Below are 18,496 nucleotides of genomic sequence, written 5' to 3'. Positions count from 1 at the left end.
GGGGGCAGCGCCCCCGGCAGCGGACATCGGGTCAGTCGGACAGGCCCGCCAGGTCGCGCAGGCGACGGGACTGGGCTGCGCGCTCGGCGGCACGCTGGTCGTCGTACGGGCGCGACTGTGCACTGCGCAGCAGTGCCTTGGTCTCGACGACGGCGTCCCGCGGCGGGGCCAGCAGCGCGCTGGTGAGGTCCTGCACGGCGGCGTCGAGCTCGTCCGCCGGCACCACGAGGTTGGCGAGGCCGACCCGCTCCGCCTCCTCGGCGTGCACGAAGCGGCCCGTGGCGCAGATCTCCAGCGCGCGGGCGTAGCCGACCAGCGAGGTGAGGGGCTGGGTGCCCGCCAGGTCCGGGACCATGCCCAGGCTGGTCTCGCGCATGGCGAACTGCACGTCGTCCGCGACCACGCGCAGGTCGCACGCGAGCGCGAGCTGGAAGCCGGCGCCGATCGCGTGCCCCTGCACGGCGGCGACGGAGATGATGTCGTTACGCCGCCACCAGGTGAATGCCTCCTGGTATTCGGCGATGGTGGAATCGAGCAGTTCGTCCGAACCGCGTGCCAGATCGAGGAAGGACGGCTCGCCCTCGAAACCCTCGGGGGTGAACGCCTGCCGGTCGAGTCCGGCGGAGAAGGACTTGCCCTCACCGCGCAGCACGACGACCCGGACGGTGCCCGGCAACGACCTTCCGGCCTCCGCCAAAGCCCGCCAGAGCGCGGGGGATTGAGCGTTTCGCTTGGCCGGATTGGTCAGTGTCACCGTGGCGACCGAGTCGTCGACGGTGAGTCGTACGCCGTCCTTGTCGAGCAGAGTCATCTGTATGCCTCCGGTGTGCAGTCGGCCGCGATCCGGCCTAAGTGACTGCACAGTAACCACCCAGCCGACCGGAAGGCCGACCGGGGGTCACCGAAGGTGCCGTTTGACCATGTTGAAACCTTTGAAGCCTTGAAGCATTCAAACGTCGGAACCGATGGGACCGGGGTCAGGCCGTAGCCGCCTTCTTACCGCGCGTCGCGCCACCGCGACCGCGCAGCGAGACCCCGGACTCACTGAGCATCCGGTGGACGAATCCGTAGGACCGGCCGGTCTCTTCGGCCAGCGCCCGGATACTCGCACCGGAGTCGTACTTCTTCTTCAGGTCTGCCGCGAGCTTGTCGCGCGCGGCGCCGGTTACCCGGCTGCCCTTCTTCAGAGTCTCGGCCACCCGTGCCTCCTCATGGGAAGTGCGCTCTGGACTTCTCATGATCACCCCTCCCACGCTTCCTGGCCACCCATTCAGCAAGGTCGGTACGGCCGCATTTCCCGAGGGGTGGACACGCGCGCGGAACGGAATCTCGCCTTCCGCCACATGACCTCCGTCACACTTCGCCACCCTCGCGGGGAATCGCCAGGTCAGGGGCGGGACGGCGGACGACGGACGGCCCCGGTCGCGCACCCTCGCGGGCGCGGCCGGGGCCGTCGTACGACGCCGAGCGGTACGAGACCGTCTCACTCAGATGATGGATCACCTCTGAGCCGAATGATCCATAAGGAATTGGATCAGGCGAGGGCGACCAGGTCCCGGTAGTCCGGGCCCCACAGGTCCTCGACGCCGTCCGGGAGCAGGATGATCCGCTCCGGCTCCAGCGCCTCGACGGCGCCCTCGTCGTGCGTGACGAGGATGACCGCGCCCTTGTACGTGCGCAGGGCGCCCAGGATCTCCTCGCGGCTGGCCGGGTCGAGGTTGTTCGTGGGCTCGTCGAGCAGCAGCACGTTCGCCGAGGAGACGACGAGCGTGGCCAGGGCCAGGCGGGTCTTCTCGCCGCCGGACAGCACCCCGGCGGGCTTGTCGACGTCGTCCCCGGAGAAGAGGAAGGAGCCCAGCGTCTTGCGTACGGCGACGAGGTCCAGGTCGGGCGCGGAGGACCGCATGTTCTCCAGGACCGTGCGGTCGGGGTCCAGGGTCTCGTGCTCCTGGGCGTAGTAGCCGAGCTTGAGGCCGTGACCGGGGACGACCGTGCCGGTGTCCGGCTTCTCCGTGCCCGACAGCAGGCGCAGCAGGGTGGTCTTGCCGGCGCCGTTGAGGCCGAGGATGACCACGCGGGAGCCCTTGTCGATGGCCAGGTCGACGTCGGTGAAGATCTCCAGCGACCCGTAGGACTTCGAGAGGCCCTCGGCGGTCAGCGGGGTCTTGCCGCAGGGCGCCGGGTCCGGGAAGCGCAGCTTGGCGACCTTGTCGGAGACGCGGACGGCCTCCAGGCCGGACAGCAGCCGCTCGGCGCGCTTGGCCATGTTCTGCGCGGCGACGGTCTTGGTGGCCTTGGCCCGCATCTTGTCGGCCTGCGAGTTCAGGGCCGCGGCCTTCTTCTCCGCGTTCTGGCGCTCGCGCTTGCGGCGCTTCTCGTCGGCCTCGCGCTGCTGCTGGTAGAGCTTCCAGCCCATGTTGTAGACGTCGATCTGGGCGCGGTTGGCGTCCAGGTAGAAGACCTTGTTGACGACGGTCTCGACGAGGTCGACATCGTGGGAGATCACGACGAAGCCGCCGCGGTAGTTCTTCAGGTAGTCCCGCAGCCAGACGATCGAGTCGGCGTCGAGGTGGTTCGTCGGCTCGTCGAGGAGCAGGGTGTCCGCGTCCGAGAACAGGATCCGGGCGAGCTCGACGCGGCGGCGCTGACCGCCGGACAGGGTGTGCAGCGGCTGGCCGAGCACCCGGTCGGGCAGGCTGAGCGCGGCCGAGATCGTCGCGGCCTCCGACTCGGCGGCGTACCCGCCCTTGGTGAGGAACTCGGTCTCCTGGCGCTCGTACTGCCTGAGCGCCTTCTCGCGGGTGGCGCCGGCGCCGGTGGCGATGCGCTCCTCGTTCATCCGCATCTTCTTGATCAGGACGTCGAGACCGCGGGCGGACAGGATCCGGTCGCGGGCCAGGACCTCGAGGTCACCGGTGCGGGGGTCCTGCGGGAGGTAGCCGACCTCACCCGAGCGGGTGATGGAGCCGGCGGCCGGCTGGCCCTCGCCCGCGAGGCACTTGGTGAGGGTGGTCTTGCCTGCTCCGTTGCGGCCGACCAGGCCGATGCGGTCGCCCTTGGCGATGCGGAAGGAGGCGGACTCGATGAGGACGCGGGCGCCGGCGCGCAGCTCTACGCCGGTGGCGGTGATCACGGAAATACTCCAGGGCGGTGGGGACGGCGGAAGGGGGGCAGGACGCGATGCTTCGACGCCGCTAATCCGCGAGGAGATTTGCCATGGGACTCATTCTACCGGGGGTGCGCAACTACCTGGCGGGCCGCCGCCGGGCCGGGCCCTCCCCGGCCCCGTCCCCCGTTCGGCTCATGGAGCGCACTGGCCGGCCGGGGCGCGCACCAGGATGAACGCATCGGTACGCGCCGCAGGGGCGGCACGTGGAGTCAAGGGCGGTGCGGGATGCAGTTCGACGACGACGCCGATCTGGACACGTCCGAGGTCGAGGACCGGCGCGGCAGCCGCATCCCCGGCGGACGGGCCACCGTTGGCGGAGGCGTCGTCGGACTGATCGCGCTGGTCCTGGGCCTGCTGTTCGGCGTGGGGCCGGAGCAGCTGGGGCTGTCCTCCGGGGACCAGGAGCCGGCGCCGGTCTCGTCCTCCGTCGACGAGGTGAAGCGGGTCTGCGCGAAGGGGCGGTCCGCGAACGCCCGGGAGGACTGCCGGCTGGTCGCGGTGGTCAACAGCACCCAGGGCTTCTGGAGGCAGGAGTTCACCCGGCGTGCGGGGCAGTACGGCCCGGCGCGGACGGTCTTCTTCGAGGGCCGCGTGAACACCGCCTGCGGGGCGGCCACCGCCGCGGTGGGTCCCTTCTAAGCCTCACCGAGCAGGACATCAGGGACGGGCTGGACGCCGCGGCGGCCGTCGGCGACGACCGGATCCAGGAGAAGTTCCAGGGCCGGGTCACCCCGGAGTCCTGGACCCACGGGTCGGCCGAGCAGCGCCGGCAGTGGTTCTACCAGGGCTACCGGACCGGTGACATGGCCCGGTGCAACACCTTCCGCTGACTGTCGGCGGCGCCTGCCATGCTGTGACGCGGGTCACCGTCAAGAGAGGGAGTGATCGTCATGGCAGGCGTTCCGTCCATCTGTCCCACGCTGGTCTACCGCGACGCGATGGCGGCCATCAAGCTGCTGACCGAGGCCTTCGGCTTCAGCCAGGTCGCGGTGTACGAGGGTGAGAACGGCTCGGTGATACACGCGGAGCTGGCCTACGGCAACGGCCTGGTGATGCTCGGCAGCAAGGGGACCGGCGGGGTCTTCGACAAGGCCATGGGCGACGCGGGACCGGCGGGGGTCTACGTCGTGGTCGAGGATGTGGACGCCCACCACCGGCGGGCCGCCGAGCACGGCGCGGAGATCCTCATGGAGCCCACCGACCAGGACTACGGCTCCCGCGACTACATGGCCCGGGACGGCGAGGGCAACATCTGGAGCTTCGGGACGTACGCGCCGCAGGTCTGAGACCCGCGGCGGGTACGTCCTCGCCCTCGGGCGGCTACGCGCCGCCGGTGTGGACCTGGAAGGCGGCCCGGCGGACCGCCTTGGCCAGGGCCGGGTCGGGGTGGGCCGCCGCCAGCGCGACGAGCACCTGCACGGTGCGCGGGTGGCCGACCGCGCGGACCTCGTCCAGCAGCCGCGGGACGGTGGTGCGGACGGCGGAGTCGAGGTGGCGGGCGAGCAGGTCCGCCTCGCCGTGGTCGGCGATGGCCGCCGCGGTGTCCACCCAGAGCCAGGTCGATTCCTCGGCGGTGAGCACGTCCTGCGCCTCGTCGGGATCGACCCCGTCGTGCTCGGCGAGCCAGAGCAGGGCGTAGGGGCGCAGGGCGGGCTCGCGCACGGCGGCGCGGACCTCGGGTTCGGCGGGGGCGCCGACCACGCGCAGCGCCTCGAAGGCGAGGCCGCGCAGCAGGGCGTCCTCGCCGCGGGCGGCGTGCAGGAGCTCGGCCACGGCGTGGCGGACGGGCCGGGCGGCGAGCCAGGCCCGGTACTCGGCGCGGGCCGGGCCGGGGGTGAGCCGGGCGCAGCCGTGCAGCATGGCGGCGGCGGACTGCTCGATGTTCCCGGCGGGGCTCTGCGCGGCGACGCAGATCTGCTCCAGCTTGACCCAGACCGCCCAGCTGCCGAGCGGGGTGAGCGCGGCCTGCGCGGGGCCGAGGGTGACGGCGTCCACGGCGGCGAGTCCGCCGAGCGCCCAGCGCAGCAGCCGGGCGAGCGGGACGGGCGGCGCGGGGACCGCGGTCTGCGCGCCGGCGGTCCGGGCGCCGGCGGCCTGCGCGTCCGCCGTGTCCTGCGGGGCGTCGTAGGGGACCTCGCACCGCTCGTCGCGCAGTTCGGTGACGCGCTGCCCGAGCAGGTCGAGGAGGTCGGGGACGGTCACCGGGCCGGCGGACAGCTGGAGGAGGGAGAGGAGCTGGGGCATCGCCTCGACGACCTCGGCGACGGCCGCGGGGGCGATGTCGGCGGGGGCGGGGTGGACGAGGGACCAGGCGTCGAAGAGGGCGACCCAGCCGCGCAGTACGGCGGTGTCGTCGCGGTCCCAGGCGCGCAGCCGCCAGCCGGGCCGGGCGTGGCCGCCGTGGACCTCGACGAGGCCGGCGAGCCGGGCGCGGTCCCAGCCGACCCTGATCTGGCCGTGCGTCAGGTTCAGCTCCGCGGCGGCGCGTTCGACATCGGCGGCGGGCAGGGCGCCCGCGGGGGCGGGCCGGCCCCCGTCCCCGGCGCCGAGGTGGAGTTCGGCCCAGCGGGTCAGGCGTACGGCGTCGGCGAGCGAGGCCCGGGCCCGGTTCGCGAGGTCGGCCGTGGCGGGCGTACCCGCCGGAGGCCTCGTGGAGGGCCGGGTGCGCCGGTCCGTCACCGCTTTGCGGGCCGTGGCCACGGAACGCTGGGAGACGAGTCGGAGTCTGGAGTCGCGAGCCAACTGCTCATCAGGCTTTCGGGACGTCACGGAAGCAGTCTCGCCCGTCACTGGCCGAAAGCCCAAACGGAACCCTCCGTTACCACGGCACGCCGGGGTGCAGACCAGGGCAAGTCACCCGGAGGGCTCGCGCCGTCACGTCCCCTTCACGTGACACGGCCTCACCTCGGGCCGTCCCGGGTCGTCTCCGTTCACATGAGCGGGGTGAGGAAGCGGCGCAGGGCCTCCTCATATCCGGCCGGGTCGGCGTTCCACATCGCCCCGTGGCCGGCCTGGCGCACGGTGTGCAGGGTGACGAGGTCGGGGCGGGCGGCGGCGAGCCGGAGGGAGGGCGCCCAGGGGGCGAGCGTGTCGTCCGGGCCGTGGAAGACCAGTACGGGAACGCGCAGGGCGCCGGGGTCCGAACCCGGTGCCCGGTGGTCGGCGCGCAGCCCCGCGCGGCCCTCGGCGGCCCGGACCGCGAGCGGCAGCACCGCGGCCGGGGTGCGGCGCGCGGCGACGAGCGCCCGGAGGGTGGTGTGCCAGTCGAGTACGGGCGAATCCAGCACCAGCCCCGAGATCCGGTCGGCGAGCGCCGAGCGCTCGGCGGCGCGCAGGGCCATCGTGGCGCCGGTGGACCAGCCGTGCAGCACCACGCGCCGGGCGCCGTAGCGCAGGGCGTAGCGGATGGCGGCGTCCAGGTCGCGCCATTCCGATTCGCCGAGGTGGCCGAGGCCGTCCGGGGGGGCGGGGGCGCCGAGGTCGCCGCGGTAGGCGAGGTCCAGGACGGGCAGCCGGTGCCGGTGCAGGAACGGCATGAGGGCCATCGGGTGCTCCCGGCTGCTGCCGAGCCCGTGCACGGTGATGACCCAGGTGTCGCGGACGCCGGGCAGGAACCAGGCCGGCAGGGGGCCGAGCTCGCCGGGGACGTCCACGTCGGCGTGGTCGAGCCCGAGGGCCGTGCGCGGGTTCCCGAGGTGGACCTGGGGGGTGAGGGTGACCCGGGTGCCGGGCCGGAGGCTGCCGTGGGTGACGGCGAGCAGCCGGCGGACGACCGTGTCCGGATCGTGTACGGCGTCGGGGAGGACGGGTCCGACGACGGCGTGCACCCCCGGGGCGTCGAGTCCGTACGTACCGGGGCGCAGGGAACCGAGCGAGCGGGTCAGCGTGACCCGGCCGTCGGCGGCGGAGTGGACGCTCAGGCGCCGCCCACCGGGCAGGGGACGCCCGGGCTCGGGCCGCAGGGCCGCGTCGGCGGCATACCGGCCGGCCGCCACAGCGGCCGCGCCGGCTCCCAGGAGGGTCGTGGTGACGGCCACTGCCGTCGCTGTCGCGGTACGCACCGCTCCAGTGTCGAGGCGCGGGCTCCGGCGGGCCACCGGAGCGGATCGTTCCGGCCGCCGCCCGCCGGGGTGATCTAGGTCTCTTTCCGGGACCCGCAAGGGCGGGCCGCGGCGCCGGAAGCCCCGGGCGGAGTGGTCGTTCACCCGGCTTTGACGTGCATTAATCGATATATCTACGACAGAATCGGGACGAATGACAGGATCACATGCCGCGCCAGGACACCGCTTCGCCCGAGTCAGTTCACCTTCCGTTCATCCAGGTTGCCTACGGTCGCCGAGCCACTGACGCCAAACAGAAGCCTGGGTAAATGGAGCACATAACGCTTCTCCTCGGGATCGTGATCATCACCGCTCTCGTGTTCGACTTCACGAACGGTTTTCACGACACGGCCAACGCGATGGCCACCACCATCTCGACCGGCGCCCTCAAGCCCAAGACGGCGGTGGCCATGTCCGCCGTGCTCAACCTCGTCGGCGCGTTCATGTCCGTGGAGGTCGCCAAGACGATCTCCAAGGGCCTGATCAACGAGGAGGGCATCCAGCCAGAAGTGATCTTCGCCGCCCTCGTCGGCGCGATCCTCTGGAACCTCGTCACCTGGCTGGTCGGGCTCCCCTCCAGCTCCTCGCACGCCCTGATGGGCGGCCTGATCGGTGCCGCGGTCGCCTCCGCCGGCATCGGCGCGGTCAACGGCAGCGTGGTCGTCACCAAGGTGCTGATCCCCGCAGTCGCCGCTCCGATCGTGGCCGGTGTGGCCGCGATGCTGGCCGCCAAGGTCACGTACAAGCTCGGCGGCAAGGTCGGCGAGAAGACCTCCTCCAAGGGCTACCGCGCCGGGCAGATCGCCTCGGCGAGCCTCGTCTCCCTCGCGCACGGCACCAACGACGCGCAGAAGACGATGGGCATCATCACCCTGGCGCTCATCGCGGGCGGCGCCCTGGAGTCCGGCGCGAACCCGCCGGTCTGGGTCATCGTCTCCGCCGGCATGGCCATCGCGATGGGCACCTACCTGGGCGGCTGGCGCATCATCCGCACCATGGGCAAGGGCCTGACCGACCTGCACCCGCAGCAGGGCTTCGCCGCCCAGACCTCGGCCGCCAGCGTCATCCTGGCCTCCTCCTCCCTCGGCTTCTCCCTCTCCACCACCCACGCGTGCTCCGGCGCCGTCATGGGTGCGGGTCTGGGACGCAAGGGCGGCGTGGTCCGCTGGTCCACCGCCACCCGCATGTTCATCGCCTGGGGCCTGACCCTGCCGGCCGCCGCCCTGGTCTCCGCGGGTGCCGAGCTGGTCATGCGCTCCGGTGACGTCGGCGTCGCCGCCGTCGCGGTCTTCCTGGTCGCCTCCTGCGCCGCCATCTGGTTCATCTCCCGCCGCCAGGTCGTCGACCACCACAACGTCAACGACGTGCAGCCGGCCGACGCCGAGGAGCCGGGCGTCGTCACCACGGCCATGGCCGCCGTCACCGTCCCGCCGACCGCCTCGGCCGCGGCCGGTACGACCGCCGCCGTGACGAACGAGGACCTCAAGGCCACCATCCCGGCCGCGACGACCACCCCGGCAGCTCCGGCCGCCGCGGTCTGACCGAGACACACAGAGGAACGGCAGTATGAAGATCGACTGGGAAGCACTCGGCTCCGTTTTCGGGGTCAGCCTCTCCGCCACCGTCGCCCTCGTGGCCCTGTTCACCCTGGGCCTGGTGGGCCTGTCCAAGCACGAGGCCGCCACCGAGCAGGGCGGCACCGCCACCCTGGCCCGCAGCGGTGCGTACGCCTGCTTCGCGCTCGTCACGGCGGCCGTGGGGTACGGGATCTACCTGATCGTCGCCTGAGGCGCGGATCACCACGTGTGAAGGCTCCCCCCGGGATTCTCCCGGGGGGAGCTTTCGTATGCCCCGGCGCAGGTCAACGGCGAGTTGACGGGCGTTCTCGGCGCGTGGTGGACTGCCCGGGCCAATACGGCGGCATGGAGAGGAAGTCCGGTGCGAATCCGGCGCGGTCCCGCCACTGTCACCGGGGCACTCGACCGAGTGCGACCCGGGAGCCAGGAACTCTCGCCGCCGGACACGTCGAACCAGGGCGCGGACCCTGAGTGAGGACATACCTGCCACCATGCGTGCCGATCGCGTCTTCGCGTACGGCGCCACGGCGGGCCTGATCGGCGACCGGATCCTCGGGGATCCGCGCCGAGGGCACCCCGTGGCCGCCTTCGGACGAGCCGCCGCCGCTGTCGAGCGCGCCCTGTGGCGCGACGACCGCGCCCGGGGCGTCCTGCACACCCTGGTCTGCGCCGGGGGCGCGGCCGCCGTCGGCGCGCTCGGCGCCCGCGCCGTGCGCTCCCGGCCCGCGGCCGCCCGTATCGCCCTGACCGCCGCCGCCACCTGGGCCGTCGTCGGGGGCACCTCGCTCGGCCGGGAGGCCCGTGCCATCGGCGGCGCCCTCGCCGCCGGGGACGCCGAGGTGGCACGCGAGCGGCTGCCCCACCTGTGCGGGCGCGACCCGCACTCCCTGGACGAGCAGCAGATGGCGCGCGCCGTCGTGGAGTCGGTCGCGGAGAACACCTCCGACGCGGTGGTCGGGGCCCTGGTCTGGGGCGCGGTCGCCGGCGTCCCCGGGCTGCTGGCCTTCCGCGCCGTGAACACCCTGGACGCGATGGTCGGCCACAAGTCGCCCCGCCACCTCCGCTACGGCTGGGCCTCCGCCCGGCTCGACGACGTGGCGGGCTGGCCGGGGGCCCGGCTGACCGCGCTGGCGGCCGTCCTCGCGGGCCCGGACCGCCGGGGGGCGGCCCGGGCCTGGCGCGCGGACGCCGCCGGGCACCCGAGCCCGAACGCCGGTCCCGTGGAGGCCTCCTTCGCGGGGGCGCTCGGGGTACGGCTGGGCGGGACCCTCGCGTACGGCGGGCGGGTCGAGCACCGGGCGGTACTGAACGGCGGGGCGGGGCAGCCGGTGGAGGTCGCGGACATCGAGCGGGCGGTCCGGCTGTCGCGGCAGGTGACCTGGCTGGCGCTGGGCGCGTGCGTCGCGGCCCGGCTGCTGGTCTCCCGTACATCACGGAGGGGGCGCGCATGAGCGGCGCGAAGCGCGGCGGCGGACTGCTCGTCGCGGGCACCACGTCGGACGCGGGCAAGAGCGTGGTCACGGCGGGCATCTGCCGGTGGCTGGCCCGCCAGGGCGTGAAGGTGGCGCCCTTCAAGGCGCAGAACATGTCGCTGAACTCCTTCGTCACGCGGGAGGGCGCCGAGATCGGGCGCGCCCAGGCCATGCAGGCCCAGGCGGCCCGGGTGGAGCCGACCGCGCTGATGAACCCGGTGCTCCTCAAGCCGGGCGGCGACCGCAGCAGCCAGGTCGTACTGCTGGGCAAGCCGGTGGGCGAGATGAGCGCACGCGGCTACCACGGCGGGCGGCAGGAGCAGCTCCTCGGCATCGTCACGGACTGCCTGGAGCAGCTGCGGGGCACGTATGACGCCGTGATCTGCGAGGGGGCGGGCAGTCCGGCCGAGATCAACCTGCGCCGGACGGACATCGTGAACATGGGCATCGCGCGGGCCGCGCGGTTCCCGGTGGTCGTGGTCGGGGACATCGACCGGGGCGGGGTCTTCGCGTCCTTCTTCGGCACGACGGCGCTGCTGTCGCCCGGGGACCAGTCGCTGATCGCGGGGTACCTGGTCAACAAGTTCCGCGGGGACGTCTCACTGCTGGAGCCCGGCATGGAGATGCTGCGCGGTCTGACCGGCCGCGCCACGTACGGGGTGCTGCCCTTCCAGCACGGGCTCGGCATCGACGAGGAGGACGGCCTGCGCGTCTCGCTGCGCGGCGCGGTACGGGAGTCCGTGGTGGCCCCGCCGGTCGGCGAGGACGTGCTGCGGGTCGCCGTGTGCGCGGTGCCGCTGATGTCGAACTTCACGGACGTCGACGCGCTCGCGGCGGAGCCGGGGGTCGTGGTCCGGTTCGTGGACCGGGCCGAGGAGCTGGCCGACGCGGACCTGGTCGTCGTACCCGGGACGCGCGGGACGGTGAAGGCCCTCGCCTGGCTGCGCGAGCGCGGGCTGGCCGACGCCCTGGTCCGGCGGGCCGCCGAGGGCCGCCCGGTGCTCGGCATCTGCGGCGGTTTCCAGGTGCTCAGCGAGCGCATCGAGGACGAGGTCGAATCACGGGCGGGAGCGGTGGACGGCCTCGGGCTGCTGCCCGTGCGCGTCCGCTTCGAGCGGGAGAAGACCCTGGCGCGGCCCGTGGGTTCGGCGCTCGGCGAGCCGGTCGAGGGGTACGAGATCCACCACGGGGTGGCGGAGGTCCTGGGCGGGGAGCCGTTCCTGGACGGCTGCCGGGTCGGGGCCGTCTGGGGCACGCACTGGCACGGTTCGCTGGAGTCCGACGGCTTCCGCAGGGCGTTCCTGCGCGAGGTGGCCTCGGCCGCCGGGCGCCGGTTCGTGCCGGCCGCCGACACCTCGTTCTCCGCCCTGCGCGAGGAGCAGCTGGACCTGCTGGGCGACTTGATCGCGGAGCACGCCGACACGGACGCCCTGCTGCGGCTGATCGAGGCCGGCGCCCCGGCGGGCCTGCCCTTCCTCCCCCCGGGCGCGCCGTGACGGGCGCGGCCCGGCGGGGCTGCTCCCCTGCCCGTCAGTTCCCTGAACAGAGCCTCCGGATCCAGCCTCGCCGGCGATTGAAGCGCGGGGTCCGGGGCAGAGCCCCGGCGACGGCGCCGTACACGGCAACGGTCCGCACCACCCTCGAAGGAGTGAGCAACGCATGAGCACGCCCTATCCGTTCACCGCAGTGGTCGGCCAGACCGACCTGCGGCTGGCGCTCCTGCTCAACGCCGTGAGCCCGGCGGTCGGTGGTGTGCTGGTGCGCGGCGAGAAGGGCACCGCCAAGTCCACCGCCGTGCGCGCGCTGTCCGCGCTGCTGCCGCAGGTGGACGTGGTCCCCGGCTGCCGGTTCTCGTGCGCTCCGGCCGCGCCGGACCCGGCCTGCCCGGACGGCCCGCACGGACCCGGCCCGGGCGGTGCCCGGCCCGCCCGCATGGTGGAGCTGCCCGTCGGCGCCTCCGAGGACCGCCTCGTCGGCGCGCTCGACATCGAACGGGCCCTGGCGGAAGGCGTGAAGGCCTTCGAACCCGGCCTGCTCGCCGACGCACACCGCGGGATCCTGTACGTCGACGAGGTCAACCTCCTCCACGACCACCTGATCGACCTGCTGCTGGACGCCGCCGCGATGGGCGCCTCGTACGTCGAGCGCGAGGGCGTGTCCGTCCGCCACGCCGCACGCTTTCTGCTCGTGGGCACGATGAACCCCGAGGAGGGCGAGCTGCGCCCGCAGCTCCTCGACCGGTTCGGGCTGACCGTCGAGGTCGCCGCCTCCCGCGAGCCCGCCCAGCGGGTGGAGGTGGTTCGCCGCCGGCTCGCCTACGAGGACGACCCGGCGGGCTTCGCGACCCGCTGGTCCGGTGACGAGCACGAGGTCCGCGCCCGGGTGGTGGCGGCCCGGGCGCTGCTCCCGCAGGTGGTGCTCGGCGACGGTGCGCTGCTCCAGATCGCCGCGACCTGCGCCGCGTTCGAGGTCGACGGCATGCGGGCCGACATCGTGATGGCCCGGACCGCGACGGCCCTGGCCGCCTGGGCGGGCCGGACCACCGTGCTGAAGGAGGACGTACGCCAGGCCGCGCTGCTGGCCCTCCCCCACCGCAGGCGGCGCAACCCGTTCGACGCGCCGGGCCTGGACGAGGACAAGCTGGACGAGATCCTGGACCGGTTCGAGGACGAGGAGCCCGGCCCGGAGCCGGACCCCGAGCCCGAGGGCCCGGACGACGACGGCGGCCCCGAGGGGGGCGGCGGAGCGCCCGTGCCCCCGCAGGGCAGCGGCCCCCAGGCGTCCGACGCCCCGCCGGAGCCGGGTCCGGAGCCGGAGTCCGCACCGGAGTCCGCGCAGAGCGCGCCCTCGGACGCCCCCGAGGCCCCGCAGCCCTCCGCCCGGGAAGCCGGCGGGCCCGAGCAGGCCGCCGTGCGGGCCGCCGAGCCGTTCCGGGCCAAGGTGCTGAGCGTGCCGGGGCTCGGCGAGGGCGCTGCCGGACGGCGTTCGCGCGCCCGCACCGCCCACGGCCGGACCACCGGGGCCCAGCGCCCGCGGGGGCAGCTGACCAAACTGCACCTGGCGGCCACCGTGCACGCGGCCGCCCCGCACCAGAAGGCGCGCGGGCGCAGCGGGCCCGGCCTGGTGATCCGCAAGGACGACCTGCGCCAGGCCACGCGGGAGGGCCGCGAGGGCAACCTCGTCCTCTTCGTCGTCGACGCCTCCGGCTCGATGGCGGCCCGGCAGCGCATGAGCGCGGTCAAGGGCGCGGTGCTGTCGCTGCTCCTGGACGCCTACCAGCGCCGGGACAAGGTCGGTCTGATCACCTTCCGGGGGGCGAGCGCCGAACTGGCACTGCCGCCCACGTCGTCGGTGGACGCGGCCGCGGCCCGGCTGGAACAGCTGCCGACCGGTGGCCGCACGCCGCTCGCCGCCGGGCTGCTGAAGGCCCACGAGGTGCTGCGGATCGAACGGCTGCGGGATCCGAGCAGGCGCCCGCTGCTGGTGGTCGTCACCGACGGGCGGGCCACCTCGGCCGGCGGCGTGGCCGGCGACCCGCGGGAGCTGGCCGGGCGCAGCGCCCGGCTGCTGCAGGCCGGGGGCGTCGCGTCCGTGGTCGTGGACTGCGAGTCGGGGCCGGTCCGGCTGGGGCTGGCCGGGGTACTGGCCACCGACCTCGGCGGTCCCTCCGTCACGCTCGACGGGCTGCGGGCCGACTCGCTGGCCGGGCTCGTGAAGAACGTACGTACCGCAGTGTCATCTCCCGCCTCTCACGCATCTCCCGCACCGCACACCCACAGGAGGGCCGCGTAATGCCGCAAGGACAGCCGACCGTCGTTCCGGACGACGGGCTCACGACGCGCCAGCGCCGCAACCGTCCGCTCGTCTTCGTCCACACCGGCCCCGGCAAGGGCAAGTCGACGGCGGCCTTCGGGCTGGCGCTGCGCGCCTGGAACCAGGGCTGGCCGATCGGGGTGTTCCAGTTCGTCAAGTCGGCGAAGTGGAAGGTCGGCGAGGAGAACGCGCTCAAGGTGCTCGGTGCCTCCGGCGAGGGCGGATCCGTCGTCTGGCACAAGATGGGCGAGGGCTGGTCCTGGGTGCAGCGGGACGCACAGCTCGACAACGAGCAGGCGGCCAAGGAGGGCTGGGAGCAGGTCAAGCGCGATCTGGCCGCCGAGACGCACAAGCTGTACGTTCTCGACGAGTTCGCGTACCCGATGCACTGGGGCTGGATCGACGTCGACGAGGTCATCGAGGTGCTGCGCGACCGTCCCGGCACCCAGCACGTGGTGATCACGGGGCGCAACGCACCGCAGAAGCTGCTGGAGTTCGCGGATCTCGTCACCGAGATGACCAAGGTCAAGCACCCGATGGACGCCGGCCAGAAGGGCCAGAAGGGCATCGAGTGGTGATGTCGTCCAACGTTCCCCGGCTGGTCGTCGCCGCGCCGTCGTCCGGCAGCGGCAAGACCACCGTCGCCACGGGCCTGATGGCGGCCTTCTCGGAGCGCGGCCTCGCCGTGTCCCCGCACAAGGCCGGGCCGGACTACATCGACCCGGGCTACCACGCGCTGGCCACCGGCCGCCCGGGGCGCAACCTCGATGCCTTCATGTGCGGGCCGGAGCTGGTCGCTCCGCTGTTCGCGCACGGGGCGGCCGGGTGCGACCTGGCCGTGGTCGAGGGCGTGATGGGCCTGTACGACGGGGCCGCGGGACGGGGTGAGCTGGCGTCGACGGCGCAGGTCGCGAAGCTGCTGCGGTCGCCGGTGGTCCTGGTCGTCGACGCCTCGTCGCAGTCGCGGTCGGTGGCGGCGCTGGTGCACGGATTCGCCTCCTTCGACCCGCAGGTGCGGCTGGGTGGCGTGATCCTGAACAAGGTCGGCTCCGACCGGCACGAGGTGATGCTGCGGGAGGCGCTGGAGGAGGCGGGGATGCCGGTGCTCGGCGTCCTGCGCCGGGCTCCGCAGGTGGCCGCGCCGTCGCGGCACCTGGGGCTGGTCCCGGTCGCGGAGCGGCGCGCGGATGCGCTGGCCGCGGTGGCGGCCCTCGCCGATCAGGTCCGGGCCGGCTGCGACCTGGATGCCCTTCTGGCCCTGGCCCGCACGGCCCCGGCACTGGCCTGCGAACCGTGGTCGCCGGAGGGTGCCCTGACGGGCACTCGGGGCTCCGCACCGAACCCCGCGCCTCACACGCCGACGGGGCTGGAACCGCCCCACGGGCAGTCCGGCGACGGCGCCGCACCGGCAGGCCCCGGAGTAGCCGCCGGCAGGCGGCCGGTCGTCGCCGTCGCGGGCGGGGCCGCCTTCACGTTCTCGTACGCCGAGCACGCGGAGCTGCTCACCGCCGCGGGAGCGGATGTCGTCACCTTCGATCCGCTGCGGGACGAGGCGCTGCCCGAGGGAACCACCGGGCTGGTGATCGGCGGCGGCTTCCCGGAGGTGTACGCGCCCGAGCTGTCGGCCAACGAGCCGCTCCGCAAGGCCGTGGCCCACTTCGCCGCGCAGGGCGGCCCGGTGGCCGCCGAGTGCGCCGGGCTGCTGTACCTCGCGCGGTCCCTGGACGGGGCGCCCATGTGCGGGGTGCTCGACGCCGACGCCCGGATGTCGGAGCGCCTCACCCTGGGCTACCGCGAGGCGGTGGCGGTGTCCGACAGTGCGCTCGCGCCCGCCGGGACCCGGCTGCGGGGCCACGAGTTCCACCGCACGGTGATCGAACCGGGCGCCGGAGCCGCACCGGCGTGGGGGTTCACGCACCCGGAACGGCGCGTCGAGGGCTTCGTACGGCAGGGCGTGCACGCCAGCTACCTGCACACGCACTGGGCGGCGGAGCCCTCCGTGGCCCGCCGGTTCGCGCGAGCCGCGGCAGCCCGGGGGTGAACTCAGTCCGCGATCCCCACCACGAGCCAGATCCCGGCCACCCCGCCCAGCGTGCACATCAGCGTGGACAGGGCGGGGTGTTCGTGGTGCGCCTCGGGCAGGATCTCGGCGGCCGCCAGGTACAGCAGGACGCCGCCGAAGAAGCCGAGGTAGGCGCCGAGCGGTTCCTCCGGAAGGGTGAACAGCAGAGTGGACGCCGCGCCGACGACGGGGGCGGCGGCGTCCGCGAAGAGCATCATCAGGGCCTTGCGGCGGTCGTTGCCGTAGAGGCTGGTGAGCGTGTACGTGTTGAACCCGTCGGCGAAGTCGTGGGTGATGACGGCCAGCGCCACGGCCACCCCCATCCCCCCGCCGACCTGGAAGGCCGCACCCAGGGCCACGCCGTCGGCGAGGCTGTGGCCGACCATCGCGGCGGCCGCGGTGAGCCCGACCCTCGGGGCGCGGGCGCCGTCGTCCGCGCCGTGCGCTGCCTGGCGTACGGCGAGGAGCCGTTCCACGACGTGCGCGACCAGGAATCCGCCCACGAAGAGCAGCAGGGCGAGCGGGACGCCGAACACCTCCGTGCCCGCCGCGTGCAGGGCTTCGGGGAGCAGGTCGAGGCCGACGACGCCGAGCATCAGGCCGCCCGCCAGGCCCAGTACGAGGTGGCGGCGGTCGGTGACGCGCTGCGCCGTCCATCCGCCCGCCAGGGTCATCAGGAACGCGCCCAGTGCCACGATCACGGCCATGTGCCCCTGCATACCGATTCCCCGCCCCGCGCGCACTCTCGCCCGCGGGCTGCGGGTGGCGGACTGTTGACGACGGACCGGTGGCGGTGAGGTGCCGGTGACGGTGACGGTAACGGTGACGGTGACTACGGAGGGAGTACATCCGGTGGGCGAGTACGCGACACAGCTGGTGGTCGGGGTCGGGGGACGCGCGGGCGTTTCCGTGGCGGAGGTCTGTGCCCTGGTCGAGGAGACGCTCCGGGGGGCCGGACTGGCCTCGGCGGCGGTGACGGCGCTGGCCACGGTGGACTCGAAGGCGGGAGAGGCCGGGATAACGGGCGCGGCGGAACGTTTCGGCGTACCCCTCGTCGTCTACTCCGCCGAACGGCTGGCCGAGATCCCCGTGCCGCATCCCTCGGACGCGGCGCGCACCGCCGCGGGGACCCCCTCGGTGGCGGAGGCCGCGGCGCTCGCGAGCGGCGGCGAACTCCTCGTGCCCAAGCGGCGGTCGGTGGCCGCGACCTGCGCGGTGGCCACGGCGCAGGCGCATGACCTGCGCCACCACGGCGACGCCGAGGTGATGGACGCGGGCTCCGCCCTGGTGGACCTCGCGGTCAACGTCAGGGCGGACACGCCTCCGGAGTGGCTCAAGCAGCGGATCGCCGCCTCCCTCGGGGACCTGGCCGCCTATCCCGACGGCCGGGCCGCCCGGGCGGCGGTGGCTGCCCGGCACGGGCTGCCGCTCGAGCGGGTGCTGCTGACGGCCGGGGCGGCGGAGGCCTTCGTGCTGATCGCCCGGGCCCTGGGCGCCGAACGGCCGGTCGTGGTGCATCCGCAGTTCACCGAGCCGGAGGCGGCGCTGCGGGACGCGGGGCACCGGGTGGAGCGGGTGGTGCTGCGGGCGGCGGACGGGTTCCGGCTGGACCCGGCGGCGGTGCCCGAGGACGCGGACCTGGTGGTGGTCGGCAACCCGACCAACCCGACGTCGGTCCTGCACCCGGCGGCGACGCTGGCCGCGCTGGCCCGGCCTGGCCGGATCCTGGTGGTGGACGAGGCGTTCATGGACGCCGTCCCGGGCGAACGGGAGGCCCTGGCCGGGCGGATGGACGTCCCCGGGCTGGTGGTGCTGCGGAGCCTGACGAAGACGTGGGGGCTGGCGGGGCTGCGGATCGGCTACGTACTGGCCGAGCCGCAGGTGATCGCGAAGCTGGCGGCCGCCCAGCCGCTGTGGCCGGTGTCCACCCCGGCGCTGGTGGCGGCCGAGGCTTGCGTGACGCCGGCGGCGCTGGCCGAGGCGGAGGAGGCGGCGCGGCGGATCGCGGTGGACCGGGCCCATCTGCTGGCCGGGCTCGCGGAGTTCGACGAGGTCACGGTCGTGGGAGTGGCGCAGGGGCCGTTCGTCCTGATCCAGGTGGCGGACGGGGCGGCGGTGCGCACCAGGCTGCGCGCCCTCGGCTTCGCCGTCCGCCGCGGGGACACCTTCCCGGGGCTGGACCGGTCCTGGCTCCGGCTGGCGGTCCGCGACCGGGCGACGACGGGCAGGCTCCTCCAGGCCCTGGACCACGCCCTGACCCTGGCCGCGGCCACCTGACCTGTGCGTCTGCCGGGCGAGCCGCC

15 protein-coding genes, 1 pseudogene and 1 riboswitch are annotated in these 18,496 nt (G+C 74.0%); of the genes and pseudogenes, 10 read left to right on the top strand and 6 right to left on the bottom strand.

Annotation, left to right across the window (positions count from 1 at the left end):
- Nucleotides 1–31: 31 nt before the first annotated feature.
- From ACFCZ1_RS18280 to ACFCZ1_RS18270, 3 genes are all read right to left on the bottom strand, one after another.
- Nucleotides 32–811 (bottom strand): enoyl-CoA hydratase/isomerase family protein, encoded by a 780-nt coding sequence (locus ACFCZ1_RS18280; RefSeq protein WP_376679286.1) that lies wholly within the window; start codon nt 809–811, stop codon nt 32–34.
- Between the two features lie 166 nt (nt 812–977).
- Nucleotides 978–1,199: a helix-turn-helix domain-containing protein gene (locus ACFCZ1_RS18275; protein ID WP_030010789.1), complete on the bottom strand. Its 222-nt coding sequence runs from the start codon at nt 1,197–1,199 to the stop codon at nt 978–980.
- A gap of 335 nt (nt 1,200–1,534) precedes the next feature.
- A complete protein-coding gene (locus ACFCZ1_RS18270) occupies nt 1,535–3,133 on the bottom strand; it encodes an ABC-F family ATP-binding cassette domain-containing protein (protein WP_376679285.1) in 1,599 nt (532 codons plus the stop codon).
- Between the two features lie 261 nt (nt 3,134–3,394).
- On the opposite strand from ACFCZ1_RS18270, the pseudogene ACFCZ1_RS18265 reads away from it, so the two are divergent.
- Nucleotides 3,395–3,999, top strand: a pseudogene (locus ACFCZ1_RS18265) (neutral zinc metallopeptidase).
- 60 nt (nt 4,000–4,059) lie between these two features.
- A complete protein-coding gene (locus ACFCZ1_RS18260) occupies nt 4,060–4,455 on the top strand; it encodes a VOC family protein (protein WP_376679284.1) in 396 nt (131 codons plus the stop codon).
- A gap of 34 nt (nt 4,456–4,489) precedes the next feature.
- Here ACFCZ1_RS18260 and ACFCZ1_RS18255 read toward each other — a convergent pair whose 3' ends face one another.
- Both ACFCZ1_RS18255 and ACFCZ1_RS18250 read right to left on the bottom strand, forming a co-directional pair.
- Nucleotides 4,490–5,938 carry a hypothetical protein gene (locus tag ACFCZ1_RS18255; protein WP_376679283.1) on the bottom strand — a complete coding sequence of 483 codons (1,449 nt, stop codon included), beginning with the start codon at nt 5,936–5,938 and terminating at the stop codon, nt 4,490–4,492.
- A gap of 161 nt (nt 5,939–6,099) precedes the next feature.
- Complete coding sequence (locus tag ACFCZ1_RS18250) at nt 6,100–7,230, bottom strand: alpha/beta hydrolase family protein (RefSeq protein ID WP_376679282.1); 1,131 nt, start codon at nt 7,228–7,230, stop codon at nt 6,100–6,102.
- A gap of 308 nt (nt 7,231–7,538) precedes the next feature.
- Between ACFCZ1_RS18250 and ACFCZ1_RS18245 the strand changes: the two genes are divergently transcribed.
- The 7 genes from ACFCZ1_RS18245 (at nt 7,539) to ACFCZ1_RS18215 (ending at nt 16,172) form a co-directional block, all read left to right on the top strand.
- Nucleotides 7,539–8,810 (top strand): anion permease, encoded by a 1,272-nt coding sequence (locus tag ACFCZ1_RS18245; RefSeq protein WP_376679281.1) that lies wholly within the window; start codon nt 7,539–7,541, stop codon nt 8,808–8,810.
- A gap of 25 nt (nt 8,811–8,835) precedes the next feature.
- Nucleotides 8,836–9,057: a hypothetical protein gene (locus ACFCZ1_RS18240; protein ID WP_328925029.1), complete on the top strand. Its 222-nt coding sequence runs from the start codon at nt 8,836–8,838 to the stop codon at nt 9,055–9,057.
- Between the two features lie 138 nt (nt 9,058–9,195).
- Nucleotides 9,196–9,279: riboswitch (cobalamin riboswitch) on the top strand.
- 58 nt (nt 9,280–9,337) lie between these two features.
- A complete protein-coding gene (locus tag ACFCZ1_RS18235) occupies nt 9,338–10,297 on the top strand; it encodes a cobalamin biosynthesis protein (RefSeq protein ID WP_376679280.1) in 960 nt (319 codons plus the stop codon).
- A complete protein-coding gene (locus ACFCZ1_RS18230) occupies nt 10,294–11,814 on the top strand; it encodes a cobyric acid synthase (RefSeq protein WP_376679279.1) in 1,521 nt (506 codons plus the stop codon). Before ACFCZ1_RS18235 ends, ACFCZ1_RS18230 begins: the two co-directional genes overlap by 4 nt.
- A gap of 163 nt (nt 11,815–11,977) precedes the next feature.
- Nucleotides 11,978–14,110, top strand: coding sequence for a putative cobaltochelatase (locus ACFCZ1_RS18225; protein WP_376679278.1), 2,133 nt, complete (start codon nt 11,978–11,980; stop codon nt 14,108–14,110).
- The gene (cobO, locus tag ACFCZ1_RS18220) at nt 14,110–14,709 is read left to right on the top strand and encodes a cob(I)yrinic acid a,c-diamide adenosyltransferase (RefSeq protein ID WP_376679277.1); all 600 of its coding nucleotides are present in this window, start codon (nt 14,110–14,112) and stop codon (nt 14,707–14,709) included. Before ACFCZ1_RS18225 ends, cobO begins: the two co-directional genes overlap by 1 nt.
- Nucleotides 14,709–16,172, top strand: a complete 1,464-nt coding sequence (locus ACFCZ1_RS18215; protein ID WP_376679276.1) for a cobyrinate a,c-diamide synthase — start codon at nt 14,709–14,711, stop codon at nt 16,170–16,172. The genes cobO and ACFCZ1_RS18215 overlap by 1 nt, the downstream gene beginning before the upstream one ends.
- A gap of 2 nt (nt 16,173–16,174) precedes the next feature.
- Here the strand turns inward: ACFCZ1_RS18215 and ACFCZ1_RS18210 are convergent, their stop codons facing one another.
- Entirely contained in the window at nt 16,175–16,900 is a 726-nt protein-coding gene (locus tag ACFCZ1_RS18210; RefSeq protein WP_376679275.1) for a ZIP family metal transporter, read from the bottom strand.
- A gap of 145 nt (nt 16,901–17,045) precedes the next feature.
- Here ACFCZ1_RS18210 and cobC point away from each other — a divergent pair, with 145 nt between their 5' ends.
- Complete coding sequence (gene cobC / locus ACFCZ1_RS18205) at nt 17,046–18,470, top strand: Rv2231c family pyridoxal phosphate-dependent protein CobC (protein WP_376679274.1); 1,425 nt, start codon at nt 17,046–17,048, stop codon at nt 18,468–18,470.
- Nucleotides 18,471–18,496: the final 26 nt, after the last annotated feature.

Source organism: Streptomyces sp. NPDC056224, assembly GCF_042267665.1.
Lineage (GTDB): Bacteria > Actinomycetota > Actinomycetes > Streptomycetales > Streptomycetaceae > Streptomyces.
This window is presented reverse-complemented; position numbering and strand designations above follow the sequence as displayed.